The following is a 19,974-nucleotide window of genomic DNA, read 5'->3' as shown; positions in this document are numbered from 1 at the left end:
TTTCGCGCCTTCCGGCGTGTCCACCACTTTAGCGAATTTCCCTCCCGACTCCTAATCGGAGCACCGGGTCCTGATTTCGCGCAACGAAACAGAACCCTCTTCGGGAATCGTCGTAGTGGTTGGCCGCTCCGGGGCCGCGGTGACTCGATCCTAGGATCGTGACGACAGCGCTGCCCGTCTCAAGCGGCTCGGGCTACGTTAGGCGTCCCCTCCGCCGGAGTCAAGTTCCGACCTGACGGCGCGTCGAATTCCGGCGGCGCGGGGCGTGGGCCCGGTAGGGGCTCACCGAGGGATCGCCGTCGATCCAGAAGCGCCAGGGGTGGGTCGCGCCCTCGCCACCCACCCCGGTGCGCGGGCCGCTGAGCACCCGCTCGGGCCGGGCGGGGTGGCCGGTGAGTAGGGAGAGCGGGGCATCGGGGCCGCCGCACACATCGCTGCCGTCCAGTCTGCGGTCCACGCCCAGGGCCGTTGCCAGCCGGGCCGGGCCCTTGGCCAGCTCATGGTCGTTGCGCGCCTTCGGCCTGCGCTGATGGGCCCGCTCATGGCCGTCAAGCACCTCGCCCGCGCGCAGCAGCACTCCGCTGGCATGGCCCTCTGGTCCGCAGACCAGGTTGAGGCAGTGCCACATGCCATAGGTGAAGTAGACATACGCATGACCCGGGGGGCCGAACATCACGGCGTTGCGCTCGGTGCGGCCGCGGTAGGCGTGTGAACCGGGGTCCGCCGGGCCCGCGTACGCCTCGACCTCGGTCAGGCGCAATGCGATCGGTCCGTCCGGGGCACGCCGGACCAGGACGCGGCCCAGGAGGTCGGGCGCGACCTCGAGGACCGGCCGGTCGAAGAAGGCACGGTCGAGGGGGGTGCGGTCAGGTCCTGCTGTCACGCGGCCCGAGCGTAGTGGAACGGATATGAACCGGTGGTTGGAGGCGGCGCCGGTCCGCTGGAAGGGTATGAGCCGCGGAACCGTCCAGGACTGTTTCGCGTTTCTAGGTGGCAACAGTGATCGAGTGCGATCGAGTCAAGACGCAGTCGCGTCCTTGAATGGGGAGAACATGGGCTTCAAGAAGCTGCTCGCGAGTATGGGTGCCGGTGGCGCTTCGGTGGAGACGGTGCTGACCGAGGAGAACGTCGTCCCGGGCGGCATCGTGCAGGGCGAGGTCCGGATCCAGGGCGGCTCGGTCGCGCAGCAGATCGAGGGGCTCTCGGTCGGCCTGCAGGCGCGGGTCGAGGTGGAGGGCAACGACCAGGAGTACAAGCAGGACGTGGAGTTCACCCGGCAGCGGCTGGGGGGCGCGTTCGAGGTGCAGCCGGGCGCGGTGCACGCGGTGCAGTTCGGCCTGGAGATTCCGTGGGAGACCCCGGTCACCATGTTCATGGGCCGCCATCTGTCCGGCATGAACGTGGGGGTGACCACCGAGCTGGCGATCGCGCGCGCGGTGGACTCGGGCGACCTGGACCCGGTCAATGTGCATCCGCTCCCCGCCCAGCAGGCGATCCTGGACGCCTTCGGCGCCCTCGGCTTCCGTTTCAAGAGCGCCGACCTGGAGCGCGGGCACATCCGTGGCACCCGCCAGCGACTGCCCTTCTACCAGGAGATCGAGTTCTACGCGCCGGAGCAGTACCGGGGCCTGAACCAGGTGGAGTTGTCCTTCGTCGCGGACGACCGCGAGATGGACGTGGTGCTGGAGATGGACAAGAAGCCGGGGCTGTTCTCCGAGGGCAGTGACACCTACCGGTCGTTCACGATGGACCTGGCCACCTTCCAGGACACCGACTGGGCGGCGTACCTGAACCAGTGGCTGGCCCAGGTCGGCGGCAAGCGCAACTGGTTCTGAGGTCCCTTTGGGCTCTGAGGGCCCTTTACGGACCGGACTTCCGCGCGGGGCGTGCACCGGGGCAGCTCGGTGCGCGCCCCGCGTGCTGTCCCTCAGGGGCCGTCGTCGTAGCGCACCACCAGGGGCCGTCCCCGCGCCGCCCAGTACGCCTCGGCGTCGGCGAGGATGTCCGCCGCGATCGCGGCGGCGTCGGGGTCCGCGTCGCTGAAGGCCGACCAGCCCTGGATGTCCAGCAGGCAGCCGCTGGGCTCGCCGCCCTCGGCCCACCAGGACAGATCGGTGACGCAGTCGGCGAGGGCATCCCAATTCCGCCCGTACCAGTCGGGAAAGCGCAGGTCCCGGGCGCAGCGGGCGAGGAAGCCGTCCTTGTCCGTCACGCCGTCGAGGCGCAGGTGGAGGGCGAGGGTGGGGCCGGTCATGGGCGCCATGGTGCCAGCCCGCCGGGTGGCGGTCTCGTTAGGCTGGCCGCGGAGATGATCCACTGCGACTTCGAGGAGGTTCTCGACGTGTCCGAGCAGAACCGGGCCCCGCTCCCCCACGACTTCCATCCGCCGGTGCCGTCGTTCACGGTGGTGAGCGACGATGTGGCACCGGGCGGCACGCTCAAGTCCGACCAGGTGCAGTCGGCGGGGAACACCTCTCCGCAGCTGCGCTGGGAGGGTTTCCCTGAGGGGACGAAGAGTTTCGCCGTCACCTGCTTCGACCCGGACGCGCCGACGGGCAGCGGGTTCTGGCACTGGGTGGTGTTCGACATCCCGGCCACGGTCACCGAGCTTCCGGCGGGTGCGGGCAGCGGTGGCCTCACGGGCCTGCCCGAGGGTGCCGTACAGGCGCGCAATGACTACGGGACCCGTGACTTCGGCGGGGCCGCGCCGCCGCCCGGGGACGGTCCGCACCGCTATGTGTTCACCGTCTACGCGGTGGACGCCGAGAAGCTGGGCCCGGACGCGGACGCCTCGCCAGCGGTGGTCGGCTTCAACCTGCGGTTCCACACGCTGGGGCGGGCCCAGTTGATCGGGGAGTACGAGGTACCGGCCGCGGGCTGACGCGGCGAAATTGCGTTGTTCTCGGCCAGGCTCCCGGCCAGAGTTGATCCCGGTCCCGCCGATCTCCGGCGCGGGGCCGGGACACCGGGAGGCGGGGGTGGTCGGGATGCGCGAGACGCTGGTTCTGAACGCGAGCTTTGAGCCGCTGGCGACGGTGACGCTGCGGCGTGCCGTGGTGCTGGTCCTCCAGGACAAGGCCGTCGTCGAACACGCCCACCCCGGGCTGCGGGTGCGGGCCGCGGAGGTCGATCTTCCGCTGCCGCGGGTGATCCGGCTGTGCCGTTACGTACGGGTGCCGTTCCGAAGACGTGCCCCGTGGTCGCGGCGCGGGGTGCTGGTCAGGGACCAGCACCGGTGCGCGTACTGCGGCCGCCGGGCGACGACCGTGGACCATGTGGTGCCGCGGTCGCGCGGGGGCGGGGACACCTGGCTGAATACGGTGGCCTCGTGCGCCGAGGACAACCACCGTAAGGCGGACCGGACTCCGGAGCAGGCGGGGATGCGGCTGCTCAGGGCGCCGTTCGAGCCGACGCCTTCGGATGCGCTGCTGCTGGCGCTGGGGGCGGTGGAGCGGGACGGTCTGCCGGAGTGGCTGCCGCTGCCCGCCTAGGGCTCTCCTGATGGTTACCGGGGCCTCCTGAGGGTCCGGGAGGCCGCCCCGCCGCCGTCCGTTCAGTCGATCCTGGGCTGTTCACGGCGCGGGGCGGGCTCCTTACCGGTGCCGCCGGAGGTGCCACCGCCGTTTCCGCCGCCGGTCATCGGGCCGAAGTTGCCGATGGCGCCGCCGAGCCCCTTGAGGGCGTCGCCGATCTCGCTGGGCACGATCCAGAGCTTGTTGGCGTCGCCCTCGGCGATCTTCGGCAGCATCTGGAGGTACTGGTACGAGAGCAGCTTCTGGTCCGGGTCTCCGGCATGGATGGACTCGAAGACCGTACGGATGGCCTGAGCCTCGCCCTCGGCGCGCAGCGCGGCGGCCTTGGCCTCACCCTCGGCCCGCAGGATCGAGGACTGCTTCTCGCCCTCGGCCCGCAGGATCTCGGACTGCCGGACACCTTCGGCCTGGAGGATCGCGGCGCGCTTGTCACGGTCGGCGCGCATCTGCTTCTCCATCGAGTCCTGGATGGAGGTGGGCGGCTCGATGGCCTTGAGCTCGACGCGGTTGACGCGGATGCCCCACTTGCCGGTGGCTTCGTCGAGGACGCCGCGCAGCGCCGCGTTGATCTCCTCGCGGGAGGTCAGGGTGCGCTCGAGGTCCATGCCGCCGATGATGTTCCGCAGAGTGGTGACGGTCAGCTGCTCGATCGCCTGGATGTAGCTGGCCACTTCGTAGGTGGCGGCGCGGGCGTCGGTCACCTGGTAGTAGATGACGGTGTCGATGTTCACCACCAGGTTGTCCTGGGTGATCACCGGCTGCGGGGGGAAGGGCACGACCTGTTCACGGAGGTCGACGCGGTTGCGGATCGAGTCGATGAACGGGACGACGATGTTCAGGCCCGCGTTGAGGGTGCGTGTGTAGCGTCCGAAGCGCTCCACGATGGCGGCACTGGCCTGCGGGATGACCTGGATCGTCTTGATCAGTGCGATGAAGACCAGCACCACGAGGATGATCAGGACGATGATGATCGGTTCCACAGCGGCTCCCCGTGCCCTTCATGCGGCGATTCGGATGGTCGGGATGATCAAGTCTGGCGGTTCCCGAGGATGGAGTCTGTCAGATCCATGGTCGACTCCGCAGCTCAACCGGGGCGTCCTCAACTCTTGGTAGGACACCGCCGGTACGTCTACATGACGACGGCCGTCGCACCGTCGATCTCCACCACGTCGACCTGCTGTCCCGGTTCATAGGCCTGGCCGGGGTCGAGCGAGCGCGCGGACCACACCTCGCCCGCGAGCTTGATCCGGCCGCCTCCGCCGTCGTCGACGCGCTCGAGGACGACGGCCTGGCGGCCCTTCAGCGCCTCGATGCCGCTGCGCAGCTCGGGCTGCTGACTGCGGCTGCGGACCGCCATCGGGCGTACGACGGCGATCAGTGCCACGGAGACGGCGCAGAAGACGACGACTTGAAGCACGATGCCGCCGCCGAACGCGTCAGTGATGGCACCGGCCACAGCACCGACCGCGACCATCCCGAATTCGGGCATCGCGGTCAGCACGAGCGGGATGCCCATTCCTACGGCGGCGATCAGCCACCACACCCACGGATCCACATGGTCATGGTAGTTGTCCCAAGTCGCCGAGGACAGTGGGCGGATCACCTGTCGGTGGCACGTCGGGCGCAGGGGGCGGACATCAGGTCAGCGGCAGGCCCTGGGCGGTCCAGCGGTCGCCGTGGCGCTCGACGACCAGCGGGAGGCCGAAGCAGCGGGAGAGGTTGCGGGAGGTCAGTTCGGTCTCGACCGGGCCCGCGGTGAGCACCTTTCCCTGGCGGATCATCAGAACATGGGTGAAGCCGGGGGGGATTTCCTCGACATGATGTGTCACCATGATCATCGATGGGGCGAGCGGGTCGCGGGCGAGCCGTCCGAGGCGGCGGACGAGGTCCTCGCGGCCACCGAGGTCGAGTCCGGCCGCGGGCTCGTCGAGGAGCAGCAGTTCGGGGTCGGTCATCATGGCGCGGGCGATGAGGGTCCGCTTGCGCTCGCCCTCGGAGAGGGTGCCGAACTTCCGGTCGAGGTAGTCGGTCATGCCGAGGCGGTCGAGGAAGGCGCGGGCGCGGGTCTCGTCGACCGCGTCGTAGTCCTCCTGCCAGTGGGCCGTCATGCCGTACGCGGCGGTGAGGACGGTCTGCAGGACGGTCTGGCGGCGGGGGAGCTTCTCGGCCATGGCGATGCCCGCCACGCCGATGCGGGGACGCAGCTCGAAGACGTCGACGCGGCCCAGGTGCTCGCCGAGGATCCGGGCGGTTCCGGTACTCGGGAAGAGATAGCTGGAGGCGAGGTTGAGGAGGGTGGTCTTGCCGGCGCCGTTGGGTCCGAGGATGACCCAGCGCTCTCCCTCTTTGATCGACCAGGAGACCTCGTCCACCAGAGCCCGCCCATCGCGGACCACCGATACGTCCAGCAGCTCCAGAACCTCGCTCATGAGCGCGTTGTCTCCCATTGCAGTCTCGAGTCGTGCGTGCGCCTGTGGGCGCAGCCCCCTGAGGAAAACCTACGCCACACGTTGTCGGTGGTAGTCCCTAGGCTGGTGCCATGCTCGATGAACCACGTTCAGGGCGCCTCGCGGCTTGGGGAAATGCCCTTCTCGCCGGACTTGTCTCCCCCGATGAGGCGGCGCATCGCATCGCGGGTGAGGACGCGTCGCACCGGGTGGCCGGGGTTCCTGGGGAGTCCGGGCAGGTGGGGCTCACATTGGCGCTGGGGCGGCTGCGGGCGCTCGGGGCCAAGGGGCTGCGGGTGGCGCTGCCCATAGCGGGGCATCCGCTGGGGCTGAGCGGTCCTCCGGAGTTCAACGCCCATGCGCTGGACGCGGGCGAGGCGGTGATCGTCACCGGGGCGGCGCTGGGCCTGGTGCCCGAGGTGTCGGCGGCCGGGCCCGAGGGCGATCAGCACATCGAGGTGGTGTGGCGGTGCCAGGCCGTGCGGGAGGCGCCGCCGGCCGATGTGCCGTCGCTGGGCGAGGCCGAGCGGGAGCTGGCGGAGGCGCTGCGGGAGGCCACGGAGGTGCTCTCGCGGCTGAACGTGGCGGGGTCGGGCCCGGTGGCCGAGGCGGCCCTGGAGGCGTATCGGGCACGGGCCGAGCGGGGGCGCGAGGTGCTGGCCCCGGGCTATCCGCCGCGGGCCATACGGGTGCTGGAGCTGGCGCAGCGGGTGGGTGCGCTGGTGGACATCGCGCATATGGCGGGCGGGGACGGCCGGGAGCACGGCGGGGCGGTGAGCGCGTCGGAGATCACGGCGCGGGCCGAGGCGCTGCGGCCGGTGGAGCGCACCTCGCGGCGGGCCCAGGTGGCGGCGTACAACGCGTACGTGGAGGAGCGGGAGCGGGGCGGTCTCTGACGTTCGCGGGGACCGGCCTTCCCGGAGGCCGACATGGGCCGGCCCCGGAGGCGGGTGCCTCCGGGGCCGGCCGGTGGTGCGTCGGGATGTCCCGCCGAGGGCGGTCAGACGCAGGGAACGCCGAACGCCGGGTTCAGGGCCCCGATGACCGAGATGGTGTTGCCGCAGACGTTCACGGGCACGTGGATGGGCGCCTGAATGTTGTTGCCGGAAACGACACCCGGGGAGGCCAGCGCCCCACCGTCGGCCTGGGGGCCCTGGGCGGAGGCGACACCGGCACCGGCGACGGCGATCCCGCCGGCCACGATCGTGAGGGCAGCGAACCTCTTGATGTTCTTCACTTCTCAAGACCCTTCATTCATCAGCGCGTCACCGCGGCGGTACGCCGCGGTACGCCGTGAAGAACGGCCCGGCCGATGGCGAGTTGCGCTGTTCGAGTGATCGCCACACGTTGGTGTGATTGCACGGAGAAACGCTGTTCATGCCCCGATCCCGTGCCGTACCGCCCACAGGGCGGCCTGGGTGCGATCGGCGAGGTCCAATTTCATAAGAATATTGGACACATGGGTTTTCACGGTCTTTTCGGATAGCACCAGCGTCCGGGCGATCTCCCGGTTGGACCGGCCGTCCGCTATCAGCGCCAGCACCTCGCGTTCGCGCTCGGTGAGCGACCCGCCGCGCCCCTGGCCGCCGCCCTCCTCCTGGGAGAGCAGCGCGAGGGCCACCTCGGGCTGGAGCAGCACATGCCCGGAGTGGACGGACCGGATGGCGCGGGCCAGCGCCTCGGGGTCCACGTCCTTGTAGACATAGCCCGCGGCGCCCGCGCGCAGGGCGGGGACCACGGTGCGCTTCTCGGTGAAGCTCGTCACCACCAGCACCCGGGCGGGGTTGTCGAGGTCGCGCAGGGTGCGCAGCGCCTCGATCCCGTCCAGGCCGGGCATCTTCACGTCCATGAGGACGACGTCGGGGCGCAGCTCCTCGGCGCGGGCGACGCCCTCCTCGCCGTCCGACGCCTCGCCGACCACCTCGATGTCGTCCTGGACCTGGAGGAAGGTCCGCAAGCCGCGCCGCACCACCTGGTGGTCGTCGACGAGCACCACCCGAATCCGTCCCGGGTCAGCCACCGGGCACCTCCATCTCGATCGCGGTGCCCTCGCCGGGCGCCGACTCCACCGTCAGACCGCCGCCGACGCCGCCGGCCCGGTCACGCATCGACACCAGTCCGAGGTGGCGCCCTGCGCGCCGTACGGCCGAGGGGTCGAATCCCCTGCCGTCGTCGGCGACGCGGAGCCTGGCGCCCTGGCCGGACCGGGCGAGGGTGACGTCCACCTGCCGGGCGTCGGCGTGGCGCAGCGCGTTGTGCAGGGCCTCCTGGGCCACCCGCAGTACGGCCTCCTCCTGGGCGGCGGGCAGCGCCCGTACGCCGTGGCAGGAGAAGGTGACACGGGCGGAGTGGGCCCGGTCGAGCACCTGTACCTGGGTCCTGAGGGTGGCCACGAGGCCGTCCTCGTCGAGGGCGGCGGGGCGCAGCTCCACGACGGCGGAGCGCAGCTCGTCGGCGGCCTCGGCGGCGAGCAGCGCGATCTGCTGGAGCTCGTCCTTGGCGCGGCCGGGGTCGCGGTCCACCAGGGCCGTGGCGGCCTGGGCGGTCAGCCGCAGCGAGAAGAGCTTCTGGGAGACCGCGTCGTGCAGCTCATGGGCGAGTCTGGCCCGCTCCCCCGCGATGGTGAGCTCGCGGCTGCGCTCGTAGAGCCGGGCATTGGTCAGGGCGATGGCGGCGTGCTGGGCCAGGATGGACAGCAGTTCCTCGTCCTCGGCGGTGAAACCGCAGCCGCCCTCGGGCTTGGGGCATCGCTTGTTGGCGAGGAATACCGCGCCGAGAACTTCATCGCCGTCGGCAATGGGAAGTCCCAAGAAATCCGACATAACGGGATGAGCCGCTGGCCATCCCTCAAAACGGTCATCCAGTCGCACATCGGCGAGCCGCTGCCGAGTGGCGTCCTTGAGCATCGCGGCGAGAATGCCGTGCTGCCGGGGTAGCGGACCGATGGCCTTCCACTGCTCGTCATTCACCCCATCTACTACGAACTGGGCGAAACCTCCGTGATCATCCGGGACCCCCAGAGCGGCATACTCCGCATCGAGCAGCTCACGGGCGGACACAACGATGGTCTTTAGGACATCACGGACTTCCAGATGTCGGCTCATAGCGAGCAGCGCGGCGCTCACCCGACTCAGCCCGGCCTCGGCTCCGCCGCCCCGTCCTTTCGTCATGGGCATTACCGTACCCACCGCCATCCGGTGGGCATATCGGCCGGTCGGCGGCCACCTGATAAGACCTGAGCCCTAGGTCGAACGGCGCACACAAGACCCCCGAAGGGGCTGTCGCAGGGGTGGAAAATACAAACACCCTGAGCATTTGCGCGGGCACAGCGCGCAATATGGGAAGCTCCGCGATGTGAGCCCGGACACACGACCTAAATCACTTACGAACGTCCTTAGTGGACGTTTCATAGGCGACTGAGCGGGGATGACGGCCGTCCACATGGGCATGAGTGGCCTACTTATCCACTAAGCAGCATCGTATGTCACGCCTTTGCGACAGCTTTTTGCGGCAGCTAAGAATTTCACCCAGTCGCACGGCGCCGTAGATCCAGGAACGGCGCTCTGCGCGCCGATTTGGCCTGCGACTCAAGCGATTGGAAGAGGTCTACTCCGCCATGCCCCTGCCCAACATCCCCGGTTACAACCGTCTCACCAAGACACACAAGTACTCCGCCGCCGGAATCGCGGCCGCCGGTGCGGCCGCGATAGCCTTCGCGGTCGTCCCCAGCGGTGACGCCGGCGCCAAGACCACCGCCCAGGACCTACCGGACAAGCCGGTCGCCCTCACCTCTCAGAAGGCCGACGCCCAGGCCCACCACGAGGTCCTGGAGAAGCAGTCCGCCCTCGCCGCCCAGCAGGCCAAGGAAGAGGCCGCCAAGAAGGCGGCGGCGAAGAAGGCGGCGGCGCAGGCCGCGAAGAAGAAGGCCGCTGAAGAGGCCGCCGCGAAGAAGGCCGCCGAGGCCAAGGCCGCCAAGGAGCGCGCCGCCAAGCAGACCGCGAGCCGTTCCGCCACGCGCATCGAGACGGTCGCCGCCGAGAAGAAGAAGACCTACCCCGACAACCTCGACGGCTGGATCCGCGAATCCCTCGACATCATGAAGGAGAAGGGCATCCCCGGCTCTTACGAGGGAATCCACCGCAACATCATCCGGGAGTCCGGCGGCAACCCGCGCGCCATAAACAACTGGGACATCAACGCCCAGAACGGCGTGCCCTCCAAGGGCCTGCTCCAGGTGATAGCCCCGACCTTCCAGGCGTACCACGTCGAGGGCACCTCCTGGGACGCCTTCGACCCCGTCGCGAACATCACCGCCGCCTGCAACTACGCGGCCGACCGGTACGGCTCCATGGACAACGTGAACGGCCCGTACTAAGCCTGAACGGCCGGTCAGGAACCCGGCGTTGCGACGCGACGCCGAAAGGGCGACGGCGCCCCCTGTGTGCGAGGGGTGCCGTCGCCCTTTTCCGTCTGTTCCGTGGCCGGGTCTCCGTGCCGGGCGACTTCGTGGCCGCCCCGGCGGCTACTTGCGCATGACCTCCGGCTCATGGCGGCGCAGCAGCCGCGCGACCGTAATACCGCACACGATGCCCAGGACGATCAGCACGACCATGTCGATGCCCCACTGGGTCGTGGTGTGCTCCCACAGCGGGTCGGTGTCCAGGGGCTTCTTGCTGTCCCACGGCGCCATCATGTGACCGGAGCCCGGGCCGAGGTCCAGCGTGGCACCGGCGGCGCCGATCGCCCAGCGGGACGGCATCAGCCAGGCGAACTGCTCCACGCCCGGCGATCCGAAGATCTTGAACAGCACACCGGTGAAGACCACCTGGACGATCGCGAACATGACCAGCAGCGGCATGGTCTTCTCGGCGGTCTTCACCAGGGACGAGATGACCAGGCCCACCATCATCGAGGTGAAGCCGATCGCGATGACGGCCACACAGAGTTCGGCGGCCGGGGGCATCAGCAGCCCCTCTTCGGGCAGTTTGCGCGTCGAGAGACCGATGACGGAGATGATGACGCCCTGGCAGGCGGTGATCACACCGAGCACGATCACCTTGGACATCAGATACGCGGAGCGGGACAGGCCGACCGCCCGTTCCCGTTCGTAGATGACCCGTTCCTTGATCAGTTCTCGTACGGAGTTGGCCGCTCCGGTGAAACACATGCCGACCATCAGGATGAGCAGGATCGTCCCGGCGGCCTGGTTGAACGAGCCCTTCGGCGCGAACTGGAGGCCGAACTTCGCCGGGATGACGACGCTCACCGCCCCCAGCACGGCGGGCAGGATCACCATCAGCCCCATGAAGCCCTTGTCGGAGCCGATCACCGACAGATAGCGGCGGATCAGCGTCCACAGCTGCGAACCCCAGCTCTGTGGCTTCTGCATCCGGGTCGAAGGCGCCTGGACATGGACCGACTGCGGGGCGACGGAGTCCAGGTCCGCGGCGTACATCTGGTAGTGCTGCGAACCGCGCCAGCGGCCCGCCCAGTCGTAGTCGCGGTAGTTCTCGAACGCGGAGAAGACATCCGCCCAGCTGTCGTAGCCGAAGAAGTTAAGCGCCTCGTCCGGTGGGCCGAAGTAGGCCACCGAGCCGCCCGGCGCCATCACCAGGAGCTTGTCGCACAGCGCCAGCTCGGCCACCGAGTGGGTGACCACGAGCACCGTACGGCCGTCATCGGCCAGACCGCGCAGCAGCTGCATGACATCGCGGTCCATGCCCGGGTCGAGACCGGAGGTCGGCTCGTCCAGGAAGATCAGCGACGGCTTGGTGAGCAGCTCCAGCGCGACCGAGACCCGCTTGCGCTGACCGCCGGAGAGGGCGGTGACCTTCTTGTCCCGGTGGATGTCCAGCTTGAGCTCGCGCAGCACCTCATCGATCCGGGCCTCGCGCTCGGCCTCGGCGGTGTCACCGGGGAAGCGGAGCTTGGCGGCGTAGCGCAGGGCCTTCTGGACGGTCAGCTCCTTGTGGAGGATGTCGTCCTGGGGCACCAGACCGATGCGCTGGCGCAGCTCGGCGAACTGCTTGTAGAGGTTCCGGTTGTCGTAGAGGACATCGCCCTGGTTGGCCGGGCGGTAGCCGGTGAGCGCCTTCAGCAGCGTGGACTTGCCGGAGCCGGACGGGCCGATGACCGCGACCAGGGACTTCTCGGGGACGCCGAAGGAGACGTCCTTGAGGATCTGCTTGCCGCCGTCGACCGTCACGGTCAGATGGCGGGCCGAGAAGGAGACCTCACCGGTGTCGACGAACTCCTCGAGGCGGTCGCCGACCAGCCGGAAGGTGGAGTGTCCGACGCCGACGGTGTCGGTGGGGCCGATGGTCTGCTGCCGGACCGGCTGGCCGTTGACATAGGTGCCGTTGTGGCTGCCGAGGTCACGTATCTCGAAGCGGCCGTCGGGCAGCGCCTGGAACTCGGCGTGGTGGCGCGAGACCTGCAGATCGGAGACGACCAGGTCGTTCTCCAGCGCACGGCCGATGCGCATCACCCGGCCGGCGGCCAGCTGGTGGAAGGTGGTCGGGCTGCGGTCACCCTGGGCGGTCGCGGTGCCCAGATTGCCCTGCGGGGCCTGGGACTGCGGCTGCTGGTACGGCTGGGCGGGGGGCTGCTGCGGCGGCTGATGGGGCGCCTGCTGCTGCGGGATGAACGGCTGCTGCTGGTGCGGGGCCTGGGGCTGCTGCCAGGCTTGGGGCTGTGCCGGGGGCTGCCCATGGGGTTGCGCGTGGGGCTGCCCTTGGGGCGGCTGCCCACCCTGCTGCGGCCAGCCGCCGGGCGCGGGCTGCTGCGGCGGCTGGGCGGGGGGCTGCTGACCCTGGTGGGGGGCCCGCTGACCCTGCGGGGGCATGCCCATCGCCGCCTGCTGGCCGTACGCGCCCGCGGCGCCCATCGAGGGGGCACCGCCGCCGGAGACGCTGAGCCGGGGGCCATCGGTGGCATTGCCGAGGTGGACGGCGGATCCAGGGCCGATTTCCACCTGTTGGATTCTCTGGCCCTGCACATAGGTGCCGTTGGTGGAACCCTGGTCCTCAATGATCCAACTGCGCCCACCCCAGCGCACCGTGGCATGGCGCCAGGAGACCCTGGCGTCGTCCAGCACCATGTCGCCCTGCGGGTCACGCCCCAGGCTGTACGACCTGGATGGATCAAGTGTCCAGGTCTGTCCGTTCAATTCCAGTACGAGTTCCGGCACTCCATGCCCCACTAGTTGTCCCCCGAGGTACCCCCCTGACACAGGGAGTCTAGGGATGGCGAACATCCTGAGGAACTATTTCAGGCTCAGTCCCTTCACCGGAAGTCGGGCTTTGACAAGACCGCATCTCGGGCGTCGTTGACTCATCCGAAAGGCCCTCGGAAAGTGGTAAGCGCTGACGGATAGTGCGGATCATGGTTTATCCGGGCAACTCGCGACGATCGGGGGGGGCGGCGGTATGGGTGCGAGCGACGGCGTACGAGTGCCCTGGGGACCCGCGCTGCTCGCCGCGCTCGCCTCGGTGAGCTGGGCGTTCCTGGCCATGGTGGGGATCGCCGCGCTCGGTCTGCATCTGATCGGCGCGGACGGTGCGGGCGCGCTCGGGCCGATGGCCGCCGCGGCGACGGTGCTGGCGGTCGGCGGTTCCGTCACGCCGTCCGGCGATGTGGGCGTCTTCGGCCTTGAGGGCGCCCAGGCCCGCGCGGCCATCGACCTCGCGCCGCTGGGGGTGAGTCTGGTCGGGGCGCTGCTGTTGGGCTGGCTGTTCGTACGGTCGCTGCGGGGCGCGGGGGCGGTGATCGGCCGGGCCGAACTCGCGGCGCGGGCGGGCCTGGTGACCGTGCTCTTCCTGCTGCTGCTCGCCGGGCTGACCTGGGTGGGCAACGATACGGTCACGATCGACGGTGCCACGCTCGTACGCCGTGGCCTCGGTACGGAGCACCCCGAGGACACCGAGCACGATCTGCTGAGCCAGCTCCCCGAGCAGCTGGGCGATATCGCGGACATCGGCGGCGGGCTGCTGCCTGACCGGCTGTCCGACCTCGTCGGCGCGAAGGCGTCCGTCGGCTTCACCGTGGCCCCAGGCCGCTCGCTGCTGGGCGGCCTGGTGTGGGTCGTCGCCGTCTTGCTGCTCGCGCTGCTCGCCTCGCGCCGTACCCCGCTGCCGCGCGGCGGGCAGGCGCTGCACCGCACGGTCCGCCCGGCGGTCTCCGCGCTGTGCGGGGTGCTGGTGCTCGCGGTCGGCGCGGGCCTGGTGGCCGGGGTCTACGCGGCGGTCGGCGACGACCATCCGGGGCTGGTGCTCGGGTCGGCGCTGCTCGGCGCGCCCAACGGGGTGTGGATCGGCATACCGCTCGGGCTGTTCGTCCCCTGGTACGGCCGGGTGAGCGGCGCGCTGCGGCATGTGCTGCCCGACCCGGTGGACGATCTGCTCGCCGGGCCGGGCGGGGACCGGATCACGGTGGGGCGGCTCGCCGAGCTCGACGGCCGGGTCTGGCTGCTGGTGGTCGCGAGCGTGCTGCTGGTGCTCGCCGCGGGAGTGCTCACCGCGGCCCGTACGCCCGTGGCGGGCTCCCGGCCGCTCGCCTTCGCGGGGTGGTGCGCGCTGCGGCTGGGCGTGGTGACCGCGCTCGCGCTGCCACTGCTGGTGGGGCTGACCCAGGTCTCGGCGGGGGCGAGCCTGTCCGTGCTCGGCTTCGACGCCTTCGGGGCGGGCATCGAGCTGTACGGGAACGCCCCGCTCGCACTGGCCCTGGGCGCGTTGTGGGGCGCGGCGGCGGGTGCGGTCGGAGCGCTGGCGGCATGGTCAACGGGGGCGGCGGGACGCCGGGCGGTGGCGCTTCCGCTCGTGTGATCCGGACGAGCGGGCTGACGGCCCGGACGGCCTCCGGGGACGGGCGGCGGACGCGGCGTATGACACCGCGCAGGCCCCGGGGACCGGGCGGCGGGCGGGGCGCATCACGCCGCGCAGACCCCGGGGATGGGGGCGGGCCTGGCATGGGGCGTTGCCGATCAGGCGTGGGTGACATCGTGGCGACCGGGACATGAACGTTCCGCCTCGGAGGGCCGTCCACGGTGTGGGCTGCCGCGCACGGCCCGGACGGGGCCGGATACGGTGGGAAGACCATGAGCGCATCGCGGATCCCCCCCGTCACCACCGTTCCGGACGATGATGTCCCCACCCTCCTTGTCAAGATCTTCGGCAAGGACCGCCCCGGTATCACCGCCGGACTCTGCGACACCCTCGCCGCCTATGGCGTGGACATAGTCGACATAGAGCAGGTCGTCACCCGGGGCCGCATCGTGCTGTGCGTCCTGGTCACCCCGCCCAAGGCCGACGGGTCGGAGGGCGATCTGCGGGCCACCGTGCACAGCTGGGCGGAGTCGATGCGGCTCCAGGCCGAGATCATCTCCGGCCGGGGCGACAACCGGCCGCGTGGCACGGGCCGGTCGCACGTCACCGTGCTGGGGAATCCGCTGACCGCCGAGTCGACGGCCGCCATCGCCTCCCGTATCACCGGTACCGGCGGCAATATCGACCGGATCTTCCGGCTGGCGAAGTATCCGGTGACGGCCGTGGAGTTCGAGGTGTCCGGCGCCGCGACAGAACCGCTGCGCACCGCGCTGGCCACCGAGGCCGCCGATATCGGCGTCGATGTGGCCGTGGTGGCGTCGGGGCTGCAGCGCCGTGCGCAGCGGCTGGTGGTCATGGATGTGGACTCCACCCTGATCCAGGACGAGGTGATCGAGCTCTTCGCCGCGCACGCGGGCTGTGAGGCAGAGGTCGCCGAGGTCACGGCCCGGGCGATGCGTGGTGAGCTGGACTTCGAGCAGTCGCTGCACGCGCGGGTCGCGCTGCTTGCGGGGATCGACGAGTCCGTGGTGGAGAAGGTGCGCGCCGAGGTCCGGCTCACGCCCGGCGCCCGTACGCTGATCCGCACACTGAAGCGGCTCGGCTATCAGGTGGGCGTGGTCTCCGGCGGCTTTACGCAGGTCACCGACGACCTCAAGGAACGTCTTGGGCTGGACTTCGCCTCCGCCAACACCCTGGAGGTCGTGGACGGCAAGCTGACCGGCCGGGTGATCGGCGAGGTGGTGGACCGGGCGGGCAAGGCCCGGCTGCTGCGGCGCTTCGCGGCCGAGGCGGGGGTGCCGCTGGTGCAGACCGTCGCGATCGGCGACGGGGCGAACGACCTGGACATGCTGAACGCGGCGGGCCTCGGCGTCGCCTTCAACGCCAAGCCGGTGGTCCAGGAGGCCGCGCACACGTCCGTGAACGTGCCGTTCCTCGACACCGTGCTGTATCTGCTGGGCGTGACCCGCGATGAGGTCGAGGCGGCGGACGCGCACGTGGACTGACGGGCCCCGCCCGGAACGCGCACCGGCCCCCGCTCCCCCGTACGACGACTACGGCGGGGCGGGGGCCGGTGCGTGGGGACGTTGCGACAGCGGGGCCGGTGCGCTGCGGCGCGGCATCACGCCCGGGGCGGCAGGCCCAGCGGATCAGCCGGGAGCACAGGGCCCGGCGGGCTCACTCGTGGGGCGCCCAGAAGCTGGTCAGCCGCCCGCAGCCGATCTCGACCGACTTCCACGAACCGCTGACGGTCACGACCGCGAACGCGGAGGTGGGGAAGGCGCCGCGGTCCATGCGCTCCTTGGCGTCCTCATCGGCCTCGCCCGCCAGCGCGTCGGCGAGGCCGTGCATCCCGGGGTTGTGGCCGACGACCAGCAGGTCGGTGATGTCGTCCGACGTCTCGTTGATCACCTCGATGAGCTGACCGACCGGGGCGTCGTACAGCCGCTCCTCGTAGACGGTCTTGGGGCGCCGCGGCAGCTCGTGGACCACCAGCTTCCAGGTCTCGCGGGTGCGCAGCGCGGTGGAGCAGAGGGTGAGTTCGGGGGTGAGACCGGCCTCCGCGATCCGGCGCCCGGCGAGCGGGGCGTCATTGCGGCCGCGCTCCGCGAGCGGGCGCTCATGGTCGGCCACCTGGGGCCAGTCGGCCTTGGCGTGTCGAAGGAGGACAATCCTGCGGGGCACATCGACGCTCATGCGTCCCAGCTTCGCATGGATCGGTGCACGAGGCGCAGGGTGTTGGAACGACCTCGTCAAACGTGAGCACACCCGCTGTACGGCGGACACAACTGATCTCCACCGCCTACGGTGGTCACGGTGCCACCTCTCCTAAGGCCCGCCGCACCAACTCCACGACCTGCGAGACCGGCCCCGAGCCACCGCTGTCGGCGTGGGCGTCGGTGGGTCCGGTCAGCAGGACCAGCAGCGCCGCGAAGGCCACGGCCGGGAGGGCGACCGCCCACCACGGCAGCCGGGTGCCCATGCCGCTGTCCACCGGGTGCGAGTGCCGGGTACGGGTGCGGGCGGACATGGGATCGCCTCCGGGTTCGCCGAACGTGTCGATGGTTCGACGGTACGGAGCGGGCGGGGCGTCTCCCATCCGGTGAGCCACCCAGTTCCCCCTGAGCCCTGCCCCCTAGGGGATGGTGGGGCCAGCCCCACCATCCGGCCGCCACACCAGGTCAGGGCGAGGCGATGGTGGCGATCACGCCGATGATCACGGTGATGCCCAGCATCACACCGAAGATGACGAGGAGCTTCTTCTGGCCGTTCTGGGGGTTCTCATCGAGCACTGGCATGGCAACAGTGTCCCATCCCCGGTACGCGAGACCGGTCAGCCCCGGCCCTCTTCAGGCTGCGTCCTCGTGTCACGCCCCGTTCCCCGTCAGGCCTCGTCCCGGTCAGGCCTCGTCCCGGTCAGGCCTCGTCCCGGTCAGGCCTCGTCCTCGATGTGGCGGTCGCGCCCGGCCAGTACGCCCGCGACGATCTGCGGCACCATGAGCCCGGCCATCAGCGCGATCGGCTGCCCCCAGCCGCCGCTGTGCTGGTAGAGCACGCCGACCAGCAGCGGGCCCGGGATGGACAGCAGATAGCCGACGCTCTGCGCGAAGGCCGACAGCCGGACGACGCCCGCGTGGGTCCTCGTCCGCATACCGATCATGGTGAGGGCGAGCGGGAAGGCGCAGTTTGCGACGCCGAGCAGCAGGGCCCACGCCCAGGCGCCCCCGGCCGGGGCCAGCCACAGCCCGGCGTAACCGGTGAGCCCGAAGACGCCGAGGACGACGACCAGGACGCCCTGGTGCCGCAGCCGGGCGGCGATCCGCGGCAGGGCGAAGGCGAGCGGCACGCCCATCGCCATCATCACGGCCAGCAGCAGACCTGAGGTGGAGGCGGAGACCCCCGCGTCCCGGAAGATCTGCGGCATCCAGCCCATGGAGATGTACGCGGCGGTGGCCTGGAAGCCGAAGAAGACGGCCATGGCCCAGGCGAGGGGGCTACGGGTGATGGGCATCGCGGGGGCGTCGGCCGGGGCCCCGGCGGACGCGTCCGCGCCCGTACCGCCCACCGCTGTGCCACTCGCGCCCTGGCCACTCGCGCCCGGACCTCCTGCGCCTGGGCCTCCCGCCGCCGCGCCGATCGCCGCCGCGCCGCCCGCCCCCGCGCGGGCGAGGAACAGCCAGGGCACCAGCGCCACCGCGGCGAGCAGCGCCCACGCCCCGAGCCCGGTCCGCCAGGAGCCGCCCAGTGCGTCGCTCATCGGGACGGTGGCCGCCGCCGCTGCGGCCGTGCCCAGCGAAAGCCCCATCGAGTACAGCCCGGTCATCGCGCCGACCCGGTCCGGGAACCAACGCTTGACGATCACCGGCATCAGGACGTTGCTCACCGCGATCCCGGCCAGGGCGAGCGCACTGGCGGCCAGGAAGACCGGTGTCCCGCCGGCGAAGGGGCGCAGCAGCAGACCGGTGGCGATGGCGGCGAGCCCGGCGCAGACGACGGCCCCCGGCCCCCAGCGCCGGGCCAGCCGGGGGGCGGTGAGCCCGAAGAGCGCGAAGCAGGCCGGGGGCACGGAGGTGAGCACTCCGGCGACGGTGCCGCTCATCCCGAGGTCATCGCGGACCTCCTCTAGCAGCGGACCGAGGCTGGTGACAGCGGGGCGGAGATTGAGCGCGGCGAGTATGAGCCCTGCCGCCATGACCCGGCCGCGCCAGGGCGAGGCCGCGCGGCGCGGTCCTCCCGGGTCCGCCGGGCGGGGCGCGGGGGCGGCGGTCTCGGGCGGCGCGAGGTCGTCAGACGGGGACGTATGCATGCCGACCATCATAGAATGATGGGATGAATGCCCGTCCAGTGGATAGCAACCCCCCGGTAACGGCCGGACGGCATCATGGAGAAGTCGTCCCTCCGCCCAGCTCGGACCGCCTCCGCACCCACACCAGCTCACACGCACGCACAGGAGAGTCATGCCGCTGACCTCGCCCCGGCGCTCCGCCCTCGCCGACCAGGTGATCGCCCAGCTGCGCGCCCAGATCACCTCGGGCGAGTGGCCGGTGGGTTCGCGGATCCCCACCGAGCCCGAGCTGGTCGAGCAGCTCGGGGTCGCGCGCAACACCGTACGGGAGGCCGTGCGCGCCCTCGCGCACAACGGGCTGCTGGACATCCGCCAGGGCTCGGGCACCTATGTGCTGGCGACCAGCGAACTGGCCGGGGTGATGCACCGCCGCTTCGCCGCCGCTGACCCCCGTCATGTGGCCGAGTTGCGCAGCGCGCTGGAGACCAAGGCGGCCCACCTGGCCGCGGAGCGCCGTACCGAGCAGGACCTCAAGCAGCTGGACGCCCAGCTGGACCGGCGCGAGCGGGCCTGGGGGGCGGGCGACCCGGACGCCTTCGTCGAGGCGGACGCCACCTTGCACATGGCGGTCGTGGCCGCCGCGCACAACGATGTGCTGGCCGAGCTGTACGCGGACCTGGGCGCGGTGGTACGGGACTTCCTGCGCGCGGACGTCGACAGCGGGATGGGCCCGGACGCCTACGTGGACCACGGACGGCTGGTGGAGGCGATCCGAGAGGGGAACGGGGAGCGGGCGGCGGCCGAGGCCAGCACCCACCCCTTCGGCTGCCGTTTCCGGGGCCGCTGAGCGACCGGCCACGGACGGATGCGTACGCGGTGGCCCCCGC

The 19,974-nt window shown here is 70.7% G+C and carries 21 protein-coding genes; 8 read left to right on the top strand and 13 right to left on the bottom strand.

The annotated features are described in order from the left end of the window. Positions 1 to 220: 220 nt before the first annotated feature. Positions 221 to 883, bottom strand: coding sequence for a DNA-3-methyladenine glycosylase (locus VT50_RS02600; protein WP_046088987.1), 663 nt, complete (start codon positions 881 to 883; stop codon positions 221 to 223). Between the two features lie 169 nt (positions 884 to 1,052). Between VT50_RS02600 and VT50_RS02595 the strand changes: the two genes are divergently transcribed. Further along, complete coding sequence (locus VT50_RS02595; protein WP_046088986.1) at positions 1,053 to 1,835, top strand: sporulation protein; 783 nt, start codon at positions 1,053 to 1,055, stop codon at positions 1,833 to 1,835. 92 nt (positions 1,836 to 1,927) lie between these two features. On the opposite strand, the gene VT50_RS02590 is transcribed toward VT50_RS02595, so the two are convergent. Next, entirely contained in the window at positions 1,928 to 2,254 is a 327-nt protein-coding gene (locus VT50_RS02590) for a barstar family protein (RefSeq protein ID WP_240529016.1), read from the bottom strand. A gap of 87 nt (positions 2,255 to 2,341) precedes the next feature. Here VT50_RS02590 and VT50_RS02585 point away from each other — a divergent pair, with 87 nt between their 5' ends. Both VT50_RS02585 and VT50_RS02580 read left to right on the top strand, forming a co-directional pair. Then, complete coding sequence (locus VT50_RS02585; RefSeq protein WP_046088995.1) at positions 2,342 to 2,881, top strand: YbhB/YbcL family Raf kinase inhibitor-like protein; 540 nt, start codon at positions 2,342 to 2,344, stop codon at positions 2,879 to 2,881. A gap of 106 nt (positions 2,882 to 2,987) precedes the next feature. After that, positions 2,988 to 3,491, top strand: a complete 504-nt coding sequence (locus VT50_RS02580; protein ID WP_046088994.1) for an HNH endonuclease — start codon at positions 2,988 to 2,990, stop codon at positions 3,489 to 3,491. Between the two features lie 62 nt (positions 3,492 to 3,553). Here the strand turns inward: VT50_RS02580 and VT50_RS02575 are convergent, their stop codons facing one another. The 3 genes from VT50_RS02575 to VT50_RS02565 all read right to left on the bottom strand — a co-directional run bounded on the left by VT50_RS02575 (position 3,554) and on the right by VT50_RS02565 (position 5,962). Next, entirely contained in the window at positions 3,554 to 4,513 is a 960-nt protein-coding gene (locus VT50_RS02575) for an SPFH domain-containing protein (protein ID WP_046088984.1), read from the bottom strand. A 149-nt stretch (positions 4,514 to 4,662) separates the two neighbouring features. Next, on the bottom strand, positions 4,663 to 5,049 hold the full coding sequence (locus VT50_RS02570) for an NfeD family protein (protein WP_046088993.1): 387 nt from the start codon (positions 5,047 to 5,049) through the stop codon (positions 4,663 to 4,665). Between the two features lie 121 nt (positions 5,050 to 5,170). After that, a complete protein-coding gene (locus VT50_RS02565; RefSeq protein WP_046088992.1) occupies positions 5,171 to 5,962 on the bottom strand; it encodes an ABC transporter ATP-binding protein in 792 nt (263 codons plus the stop codon). 110 nt (positions 5,963 to 6,072) lie between these two features. Between VT50_RS02565 and VT50_RS02560 the strand changes: the two genes are divergently transcribed. Next, a complete protein-coding gene (locus tag VT50_RS02560) occupies positions 6,073 to 6,876 on the top strand; it encodes a hypothetical protein (RefSeq protein WP_046088983.1) in 804 nt (267 codons plus the stop codon). Positions 6,877 to 6,980: 104 nt separating this feature from the next. Here the strand turns inward: VT50_RS02560 and VT50_RS02555 are convergent, their stop codons facing one another. The 3 genes from VT50_RS02555 to VT50_RS02545 form a co-directional block, all read right to left on the bottom strand. After that, the gene (locus tag VT50_RS02555) at positions 6,981 to 7,217 is read right to left on the bottom strand and encodes a chaplin (protein ID WP_046088982.1); all 237 of its coding nucleotides are present in this window, start codon (positions 7,215 to 7,217) and stop codon (positions 6,981 to 6,983) included. 138 nt (positions 7,218 to 7,355) lie between these two features. Further along, complete coding sequence (locus VT50_RS02550) at positions 7,356 to 8,000, bottom strand: response regulator (RefSeq protein ID WP_046088981.1); 645 nt, start codon at positions 7,998 to 8,000, stop codon at positions 7,356 to 7,358. Beyond that, positions 7,993 to 9,150, bottom strand: coding sequence for a GAF domain-containing sensor histidine kinase (locus VT50_RS02545; RefSeq protein ID WP_046088980.1), 1,158 nt, complete (start codon positions 9,148 to 9,150; stop codon positions 7,993 to 7,995). The genes VT50_RS02550 and VT50_RS02545 overlap by 8 nt, the downstream gene beginning before the upstream one ends. 446 nt (positions 9,151 to 9,596) lie before the next feature. Between VT50_RS02545 and VT50_RS02540 the strand changes: the two genes are divergently transcribed. After that, the gene (locus tag VT50_RS02540; protein WP_046088979.1) at positions 9,597 to 10,355 is read left to right on the top strand and encodes a transglycosylase SLT domain-containing protein; all 759 of its coding nucleotides are present in this window, start codon (positions 9,597 to 9,599) and stop codon (positions 10,353 to 10,355) included. Positions 10,356 to 10,502: 147 nt separating this feature from the next. On the opposite strand, the gene VT50_RS02535 is transcribed toward VT50_RS02540, so the two are convergent. Next, positions 10,503 to 13,181, bottom strand: a complete 2,679-nt coding sequence (locus VT50_RS02535; RefSeq protein ID WP_046088978.1) for an ABC transporter ATP-binding protein/permease — start codon at positions 13,179 to 13,181, stop codon at positions 10,503 to 10,505. 226 nt (positions 13,182 to 13,407) lie between these two features. Between VT50_RS02535 and VT50_RS02530 the strand changes: the two genes are divergently transcribed. Both VT50_RS02530 and serB read left to right on the top strand, forming a co-directional pair. Continuing rightward, entirely contained in the window at positions 13,408 to 14,802 is a 1,395-nt protein-coding gene (locus tag VT50_RS02530) for a streptophobe family protein (protein WP_046088977.1), read from the top strand. Between the two features lie 272 nt (positions 14,803 to 15,074). Next, positions 15,075 to 16,307, top strand: a complete 1,233-nt coding sequence (gene serB, locus VT50_RS02525) for a phosphoserine phosphatase SerB (RefSeq protein ID WP_046088976.1) — start codon at positions 15,075 to 15,077, stop codon at positions 16,305 to 16,307. A 172-nt stretch (positions 16,308 to 16,479) separates the two neighbouring features. Here serB and VT50_RS02520 read toward each other — a convergent pair whose 3' ends face one another. The 4 genes from VT50_RS02520 to VT50_RS02510 all read right to left on the bottom strand — a co-directional run bounded on the left by VT50_RS02520 (position 16,480) and on the right by VT50_RS02510 (position 19,120). After that, on the bottom strand, positions 16,480 to 16,998 hold the full coding sequence (locus VT50_RS02520; protein WP_046088975.1) for a SixA phosphatase family protein: 519 nt from the start codon (positions 16,996 to 16,998) through the stop codon (positions 16,480 to 16,482). Positions 16,999 to 17,113: 115 nt separating this feature from the next. Then, complete coding sequence (locus tag VT50_RS02515; protein WP_046088974.1) at positions 17,114 to 17,332, bottom strand: hypothetical protein; 219 nt, start codon at positions 17,330 to 17,332, stop codon at positions 17,114 to 17,116. Positions 17,333 to 17,483: 151 nt separating this feature from the next. Beyond that, positions 17,484 to 17,600 (bottom strand): SGM_5486 family transporter-associated protein, encoded by a 117-nt coding sequence (locus tag VT50_RS40905; RefSeq protein WP_276207294.1) that lies wholly within the window; start codon positions 17,598 to 17,600, stop codon positions 17,484 to 17,486. 134 nt (positions 17,601 to 17,734) lie between these two features. Then, positions 17,735 to 19,120 carry a CynX/NimT family MFS transporter gene (locus VT50_RS02510; protein WP_046088973.1) on the bottom strand — a complete coding sequence of 462 codons (1,386 nt, stop codon included), beginning with the start codon at positions 19,118 to 19,120 and terminating at the stop codon, positions 17,735 to 17,737. A 139-nt stretch (positions 19,121 to 19,259) separates the two neighbouring features. Here VT50_RS02510 and VT50_RS02505 point away from each other — a divergent pair, with 139 nt between their 5' ends. Then, positions 19,260 to 19,934: a FadR/GntR family transcriptional regulator gene (locus VT50_RS02505; protein ID WP_046088972.1), complete on the top strand. Its 675-nt coding sequence runs from the start codon at positions 19,260 to 19,262 to the stop codon at positions 19,932 to 19,934. Positions 19,935 to 19,974: the final 40 nt, after the last annotated feature.

Source organism: Streptomyces antioxidans (assembly GCF_000968685.2).
In the GTDB taxonomy this organism is placed as follows: domain Bacteria; phylum Actinomycetota; class Actinomycetes; order Streptomycetales; family Streptomycetaceae; genus Streptomyces; species Streptomyces antioxidans.
Note: the sequence above shows the minus strand (reverse complement) of the source record. Positions and strands in the feature narration are given on the sequence as shown.

Bases quoted from the DNA above. Each gene is read 5' to 3' on its own strand.
- VT50_RS02505 (WP_046088972.1), top strand. From the start codon at position 19,260: ATGCCGCTGACCTCGCCCCGGCGCTCCGCCCTCGCCGACCAGGTGATC.
- VT50_RS02530 (WP_046088977.1), top strand. From the start codon at position 13,408: ATGGGTGCGAGCGACGGCGTACGAGTGCCCTGGGGACCCGCGCTGCTC.
- serB (WP_046088976.1), top strand. From the start codon at position 15,075: ATGAGCGCATCGCGGATCCCCCCCGTCACCACCGTTCCGGACGATGAT.
- VT50_RS02545 (WP_046088980.1), bottom strand. From the start codon at position 9,150: ATGACGAAAGGACGGGGCGGCGGAGCCGAGGCCGGGCTGAGTCGGGTG.
- VT50_RS02595 (WP_046088986.1), top strand. From the start codon at position 1,053: ATGGGCTTCAAGAAGCTGCTCGCGAGTATGGGTGCCGGTGGCGCTTCG.
- VT50_RS02580 (WP_046088994.1), top strand. From the start codon at position 2,988: ATGCGCGAGACGCTGGTTCTGAACGCGAGCTTTGAGCCGCTGGCGACG.
- VT50_RS02570 (WP_046088993.1), bottom strand. From the start codon at position 5,049: ATGGGCATCCCGCTCGTGCTGACCGCGATGCCCGAATTCGGGATGGTC.
- VT50_RS40905 (WP_276207294.1), bottom strand. From the start codon at position 17,600: ATGCCAGTGCTCGATGAGAACCCCCAGAACGGCCAGAAGAAGCTCCTC.
- VT50_RS02590 (WP_240529016.1), bottom strand. From the start codon at position 2,254: ATGACCGGCCCCACCCTCGCCCTCCACCTGCGCCTCGACGGCGTGACG.
- VT50_RS02510 (WP_046088973.1), bottom strand. From the start codon at position 19,120: ATGATGGTCGGCATGCATACGTCCCCGTCTGACGACCTCGCGCCGCCC.
- VT50_RS02565 (WP_046088992.1), bottom strand. From the start codon at position 5,962: ATGAGCGAGGTTCTGGAGCTGCTGGACGTATCGGTGGTCCGCGATGGG.
- VT50_RS02540 (WP_046088979.1), top strand. From the start codon at position 9,597: ATGCCCCTGCCCAACATCCCCGGTTACAACCGTCTCACCAAGACACAC.
- VT50_RS02520 (WP_046088975.1), bottom strand. From the start codon at position 16,998: ATGAGCGTCGATGTGCCCCGCAGGATTGTCCTCCTTCGACACGCCAAG.
- VT50_RS02560 (WP_046088983.1), top strand. From the start codon at position 6,073: ATGCTCGATGAACCACGTTCAGGGCGCCTCGCGGCTTGGGGAAATGCC.
- VT50_RS02515 (WP_046088974.1), bottom strand. From the start codon at position 17,332: ATGTCCGCCCGCACCCGTACCCGGCACTCGCACCCGGTGGACAGCGGC.